The following is a 6,871-nucleotide window of genomic DNA, read 5'->3' as shown; positions in this document are numbered from 1 at the left end:
GGTATTAATGATTGCCCCTTCGAAAGGCATGCCCGGGTGCCAATACGGAAACCAATAAAGAGCCTTCATACCATACGCAAGTGATGTAAATACGTTATACCTTAATTCGTCTCCAACCGGACGCCTCATATCAAAATAACCAGCTGCTTGTATGTAGGCTCCTGTTTTCAGGTTATGTGCCAAACCCTTTTCCCTAATAATTTTTAAATTAGTGTAATAATCATCTAAGATATCAAAATTAGTCGTACCATTGGTTCTGAAAGGATAATTATCGAAAGTTAAATATTTAAGATCGGGAGTTGCAGCGATGATTTCATCCACATACTGTTCATATTCCGGCTTATTCCAAACATAAGGCAGTAAGTTTAAATAAGGTACCGAATCTGGATCATTTTGCAGAAATTGTTGATAAGCATGCCCGGAGTAAGTGATATTTTCAAATAGGGGTTCATCCATTACATAATAACCGCCCAAACCAGGAAGACCTTTATAGTCGTTCACCATTGCAGCAATTTCAGCGTCAGTAGCGGTATTATTATATACTTTATCGAATCTTGAATCTGCAACTACAGCTTTCATGCCTCTTTCAGCTGCTAATTCGAGCATCTTTTTGTTAACTTCTATGGTGTTCAGATCTGTGGAAGCGACATTAATAATCCAGTTTACGTGTCCTTCCTTGAGGTAATCGTAATGAGTCTCGTTGGTGTAAGCAGCAGGAGGCACCCAGAATACGCCGATCTGGAAATCTTCATCTGCAGCTGAAACCTGTTTGGCAATCATCAAACTAAGAATTAAGCTTATTGCGACAAAAAAACCAAATACTTTAATTCTTCTTGGGTTTTTAATTAGTTCCACCTTCAACGCTCTCCTTTGTAACACGATTATTTTGAAACCATGTCTACTTTACAGCTATGAGTTTCTTATTGCCTTTCATGAACGATAAAGATCACCCCCTCGAATATTCAACTCACAGTATATTGACTACATTAAGGATTAAGGATTATATATAGAGAATGGAAAAATTTTTTCTTAAAAAGAGACAATTATGATAGCGCATACATTGTGTACATCGCTACTATAAACTTACTTTTAACCGAAGCATATGTCAGGATTTTAGCATTCGTATGTTCATTTTATTTAAACCTGAATTAATAGATCAGAACATTTGATCCAGCAAGTCGACACCAAACTTCTAAATATAAACGGGAGAAATAACTTTATATGAGGAGTTATTGATTAAGGATGTCAGAAAGTGATCCTAACGAATTTTCTAATGGAGGTTGCGATTGGTATGAACGACAAGATCGTCATTATTACAGGAGCAAATTCGGGGATAGGTAAAGCAGCAGCTCTAAAATTTGCAATCGAAGGATATTGCGTAATTATGGCTTGCCGCAATATGGAGATTAGTAAAGCCGTACAGGAAGAAATTATAGAAGTTGCGAACAATACGAACGTAGAACTGATGGAGCTGGATGTGTCCTCTTTTGATTCTATTCGTACATTCTGCTCAGCTTTTAAAACCAAATACCCACGTCTGGATATATTAATACATAACGCCGCTTACTTAAATCATGGTGAAAAACAATATAAGCTTAGCCCTGAACATATCGAATTATCATTTGCTACGAATACATTTGGCCCTTTCTTGATGACTCATTTATTAGCAGACCATCTTGAAAAATCGCAAGACCCGAGAATCCTTAACGCTTGCACCACAAATATTAAAAACTTTTTCGATCCGAAAAGAGAAATTGACTTCGATAACTTATGTGGTGAATTTCGGAACACGAGGCGTTTTAGCGTATATAAGATGTATGGAGACTCGAAAATGGCGTTATTGCTGCTAACCTTCAAAATGGCAGAACAACTTAAAAGCCGGGGAATTAAAGTCAATGCTCTTCAGATAAACCAAGTAAAACTTTCAAAAGAAACGATTAGCAAACTAAGCACTGTTTGGAAAGTGCTTGCAAGGGCCCAAAATTTGACTAATCCTTTACCAACGGGAATGGCAGATAACTATTTTCATATTTGCACCTCGGATGAATTCCGTTCTGTTACAGGTCAATTGATTAATCATAATAGAGAAATTGTGCTGCCCTCCACAAGTGAAACAGGCATTGCTCAATTGAAAAATATATTCGGGTCGGCGTGTTACCCCAAATACGCGAGTGATCATGAAAATATGGAGAGAATGTGGTCTTTGAGTATGGAGCTAACTAATAGCTAATTATTTAAACGAGTTTTCATCACAACAGAATACGGGGCTATAGTTTAGGGGGAAAAAGGTCGCTGGCAGCGATCGGACGGCAGTTCGATTCCGCTTAGCTCCACCAACTCCATAATTACAGACGGCAGATATGTCGTCTTTTTTGTTATTGTTAGCACTGCTTATTAAGATTGATCCGCCATAAGGTCCTGAAGGGATAGCGTACAAGAAAAGCTGGAAGCAATGCTGAAAAATTATGGTCACTCAATGAAATGGAAATAACCGGAGGAGAACCGGATGTTGTTGGTCGTGATACTATGACGGGCGAATTCATTTTTTATGATTGTTCAGTGGAAAGTCCTAAAGGCCGCAGAAGTATTTGTTACGACCGTGAAGCGTTGGAGTCTAGGAAAGCACATAAACCGGAAAATAGCGCTATTGATATGGCGGCTGCCATGAGTATTGAGCTTTTAACGGAAGAACAATATCGACAAATGTACTGCTATATTAGTCCTGTCATATTGATTTCTTAAGGAAAGTGAAATTAACTCTTGACCCTGACATTAATGTCAGGGTTTATAATGAAATCGAATCGACCATTCAGGAGGCGTTGAAGTATGAAAATTGGAGAAATTGCAGCCCGTACAGGGGTCAGCATCCGTTCGCTGCGTTATTACGATCAGCTAGGATTGCTCACGCCGGTTCGTCGTGAGAACGGCTACCGAGAATATTCGCCGCTTGCGGAAGAGAAGGTGCGGACAATACAGTTGTACCTCAATCTCGGATTGTCGACGGAGCARATCGCCGGTTTTCTGCACTGCGTCTTGAAAAATAAAGAAGCATTCTGCCAAGAAGTGCTCCCGGTTTACAGTCAAAAACTCGCGGAGATCGAGGCACAAATACATCTGCTGCAAAACATCAAGTTGAATCTGGAGGAACGCATACGGTCGATTTTAGATGAGCGGCAAACTAGTGAAGCGGAGGAATGAAAATGAGTTTACAAACCATCAACTCAACAAATTTTCGGAGCGCGATTAACGAGAAGGAAGTGACGTTTGTCGATTTCGGTGCGAAGTGGTGCCCACCCTGCAAAGTGCTGCTTCCAATTCTGGAAGAGCTTGAACGTGAAGAAAGGAGTCGCCTGTCGATCTTGCAAGTAGATTGTGATGAATCACCAGAGATTGCGGCTGAATTTGGCGTCATGTCCACGCCGACTGTTATCGTGTTTCATAACGGCGAACCGGTAGATAAATTTATTGGACTCAGGCCCAAGGGAGTGTATCAAGCAGCGCTTGAGCGATATGTGTAATGGAATTGTTGATTGACGGATTTCTGCTCTAATAGTGCCATGGATAACCTGAGACTGATTTTGAGAACTTTCGCATTTTCAAGCCGATGCCGCGTCATGAGGAAGCGGTTAACCTCATTCTGAACCAGGTTAATGCATGGAGCGGAGCATTAAATACGCTAAGATCTATAGATTAACCCTTGACTTTATCCCATAAAATAAGCCACAATCCTAAGTCTTAATGAGAAATATTTTAGCCAGCAACGTAAAGATTTTGTTGTGGGAGAAAACTATGATTTTTGGTTGAATGATAAGAATGCAGCCATCTTGACCAAATCGGCACCACACATGTGGAGGCGGTAGTGTCAATACATCGTGTTGACAAATACAACTGAGATGAACTTTGAATCATATTAGTAATAAGTTGATAAAGTAAGCTTGAAAAAAGGAGTACATTCAAAGATTGAACTGTAACCCATAAGATGGACACTGTAACTAAGGTGGCCTCTTGTGGGTTTTGTGTATTCTGGACGAATAAGTTTTCGCAGTGACGAAGATATTGAACTTAAATCATAAAACATTCCTCATTTATTAATTCATTAACCCAAACACCTGTTACAATGTACAGGTGTTTTTCTAATTCTTCTATTAAAGATTACCTATTTGATGCTCTTATTTGTACATTAATAGGTATTAATGGGATTTAATTGGGCTTTCGTACCACTTCGAAAGAAAACATCATGTGTTTTAAGCAACTTTTAGGAGGAAGTGATCATGAAAGTGAAGAGAAAATGGGTTACGATTTATATGAAGCTACTCATTGGTTTTCTGATCGCTATATTACCGGTATATATGTTGGGTATATTCCTGAACCAGCAAGTAGCCAGCAGTCTTAGGGAACAGATCTGGAAGTCGATGGAGAGTAATGTTCAATTTTATATGGACTCATTAACCAATGAGATTCAAAAGATGGATCAAGTTAATAAGTCCCTCGTCGTGGACGAGGATTTAATGACCCTGGGAACGATAGCGCCTGTCTTGTCACCAAATGAACTGCGAGAATCCATTTTACGGCTGGAAAGCAAATTAGCATTGATACGAAATTCCAGCTCCTATATTGCAGACATAACTGCTTATATTCCTTCAATAAACAAACGAATCAAGCCCGATGGTTTTGAAGACGGGGTTACAGTTTCTCAGATGCAGCAGATTCGTGATAAGACGAGGTACCAGCTGTCTCCTTTACAGTGGCGGGGCAATAAGTTGCTGCTTCATTCATTCTACCCCGATGATTCCTTCTCCGACCGAGATCCGGCATACATGATTGAAGTCGAAGTGAATCAGGAGAAGATCTTAAAAGATTTGAACAATGTGGTGGATCAGGGAGAGGCCATATTGTATTTCTATAGCAGCGACAAATATATCATGAATCTTGAAATCAATGAATTAAACGATGAACTGACAGGCTTATTCAAACGAGAGCAAGGGGACTCGAACATCAGCAAGATCGTCGAATATCACGAAGACCGATATTTGGTTTCGATGCAAAAGTCACCAGAATACGGGATCACGCTGGCGATAGTTACACCTGAAAAGCTTATTTTTAGTGACTTTGCCAAGTTTAATACGATTTTTTGGATTTTATTTGTGCTGTCTGTAATCGTTATTATTCTTTTTCCGTACTGGATTTTTAAAGCTATACGCAATCCGCTGCGGAAGATGGTAAGCGCCTTTGGCAAGGTAGAACAAGGAGATTTAACCGTTCGGATTACGCAGGAGAGCCGTGACGAGTTTAAGGACTTATCCGATCAGTTCAATAAGATGGTACAACAAATTCAATCATTGATCCATGAAGTCTACGAGCATCAAATACGCACTCAGCAGTCCGAGCTTAAGCAGCTGCAGTCTCAGATCAATCCTCATTTTTTGTATAACAGTTTTTTTATTTTGCATCAATTAATTGAATTTGAAGATGTGGAAAAAGCCAAGGAGTTTGTTAATTACTTAGGACATTATTTTCAATTCATTACTAGGAATGCCAACTCGGAATTACCGCTATATGAGGAAGTGAGACATGCTGAGGCATTTATCAACATTCAATCGATGCGATTTGGAGATCGCATTAAGGTGAAGTTCGATCCAATATCAGAAACCTTTCAAGGGATGAATGTACCGCGTTTGATATTGCAACCTATTATTGAGAATGCGTATATGTACGGACTGGAGTCCAGAGTTTCTGACGGCATTTTGAACATATCGAATCGTGTTGATGGGGACGAGCTTAAAATACATTTTGAAGACAACGGCAAATTGTTGACGGATGAGGAGCTATTGCAAATAAATAATAGACTTGGTGTGGCGGCTGCATCCGGGATCGAAACGAAAGGGATGGTTAACGTACATCGGCGATTGYAGATTAAATTTGGCTCCCAATCAGGGCTTAAAGCATATAGAAATGAAATGGGTGGGCTAGGCGTAATAATGAGAATTGTCATAACGAAAGGGGATGGTAGATGATGTTGTATTCCATATTAATTGTGGATGACGAGCCGCTGATTTTAAACGGACTGGTTCGATTATGCGAACGTGTCACGGACATCGAACTGGATATTCATGCGGCATCTACCTCGCAGGAGGCTTTGGACTGTCTGGAACGACACAAAGTTGATATTGTGCTCTCTGATATACGCATGCCGGGCATGAGTGGACTGGAGCTCCACCAAGAGATTACGAGGTATTGGCCGAAAGCCAAAGTGATTTTTTTAACCGGTTATAGTGATTTTTCCTATATTCAACAAGCTACTCGTCAAGGAAGTGTGGATTATATTCTGAAAACGGAAGGGAATGCGAAAATTGTAGAGTCAATCCTTCGTGCGGCTAAGGAATTAGAACAGGAGAGGGATATTAACAACCTTTTAATTTATGCCAAGCAGCAAAATCAGAAGGCTCTTCCATACATGCAGCAGCAATATATGAACGAAATTTTGCAGGGGGATTATAAAGCGCTAGATTCTATTCATAAGAAATTCGATGAACTGCACATCGGGCTTTCTGCTGGATTACCTTGTTTGCTCATGATTGTACGAATTGATGACTGGAGAGACTTTCATAGCGCAAAAGACCGGTCGTTATTTTATTATGCGTTCGACAATATTACGACAGAATTACTGATGCCCTTAACACTGTCGCTGGCGATGAATTATGAAAAAAATAAGATGGTCTTCTTCCTCCAACCTGCTGGTGTCGAATCAGTACCGGAAGCATGGACCCAAACGATCGCTTTCGTCAGAAATAAGATGAAGGAAATCCAAGAGACATGCTTGAGGCTGTTAAAATGCCCTGTCTCTCTTGTACTCGCTGCGGATGTTGTAGAG

The 6,871-nt window shown here is 40.0% G+C and carries 6 protein-coding genes, 1 tRNA gene and 1 pseudogene; 7 read left to right on the top strand and 1 reads right to left on the bottom strand.

Going from position 1 to position 6,871, the window contains the following annotated elements; genetic code table 11:
* Nucleotides 1–855, bottom strand: an 855-nt coding sequence (locus AC1DWN_RS24265; RefSeq protein WP_477561465.1) for a hypothetical protein, incomplete at its 3' end; no start/stop codon positions are given.
* A 397-nt stretch (nt 856–1,252) separates the two neighbouring features.
* Here AC1DWN_RS24265 and AC1DWN_RS24260 point away from each other — a divergent pair.
* The 7 genes and pseudogenes from AC1DWN_RS24260 to AC1DWN_RS24230 all read left to right on the top strand — a co-directional run.
* Entirely contained in the window at nt 1,253–2,230 is a 978-nt protein-coding gene (locus tag AC1DWN_RS24260; protein WP_477561464.1) for an SDR family NAD(P)-dependent oxidoreductase, read from the top strand.
* A gap of 33 nt (nt 2,231–2,263) precedes the next feature.
* Nucleotides 2,264–2,336, top strand: a tRNA-Ala gene (locus AC1DWN_RS24255).
* A 103-nt stretch (nt 2,337–2,439) separates the two neighbouring features.
* Nucleotides 2,440–2,706, top strand: a pseudogene (locus tag AC1DWN_RS24250) (DUF4256 domain-containing protein); the annotation flags it as partial.
* 120 nt (nt 2,707–2,826) lie between these two features.
* Nucleotides 2,827–3,198, top strand: coding sequence for a MerR family DNA-binding transcriptional regulator (locus tag AC1DWN_RS24245; RefSeq protein ID WP_477561463.1), 372 nt, complete (start codon nt 2,827–2,829; stop codon nt 3,196–3,198).
* Nucleotides 3,199–3,200: 2 nt separating this feature from the next.
* Nucleotides 3,201–3,518 (top strand): thioredoxin family protein, encoded by a 318-nt coding sequence (locus AC1DWN_RS24240; protein WP_477561462.1) that lies wholly within the window; start codon nt 3,201–3,203, stop codon nt 3,516–3,518.
* Between the two features lie 753 nt (nt 3,519–4,271).
* Entirely contained in the window at nt 4,272–6,014 is a 1,743-nt protein-coding gene (locus AC1DWN_RS24235; RefSeq protein WP_477561461.1) for a sensor histidine kinase, read from the top strand.
* On the top strand, nt 6,011–6,871 hold an 861-nt coding region (locus tag AC1DWN_RS24230; protein ID WP_477561460.1), incomplete at its 3' end, for a response regulator. The genes AC1DWN_RS24235 and AC1DWN_RS24230, both read left to right, overlap by 4 nt.

The organism is Paenibacillus sp. P4_A7 (assembly GCF_056402455.1).
This window is presented reverse-complemented; position numbering and strand designations above follow the sequence as displayed.

Excerpts from the sequence above, each read along its gene's own strand:
- AC1DWN_RS24240 (WP_477561462.1), top strand. The coding sequence starts at position 3,201 with ATGAGTTTACAAACCATCAACTCAACAAATTTTCGGAGCGCGATTAAC.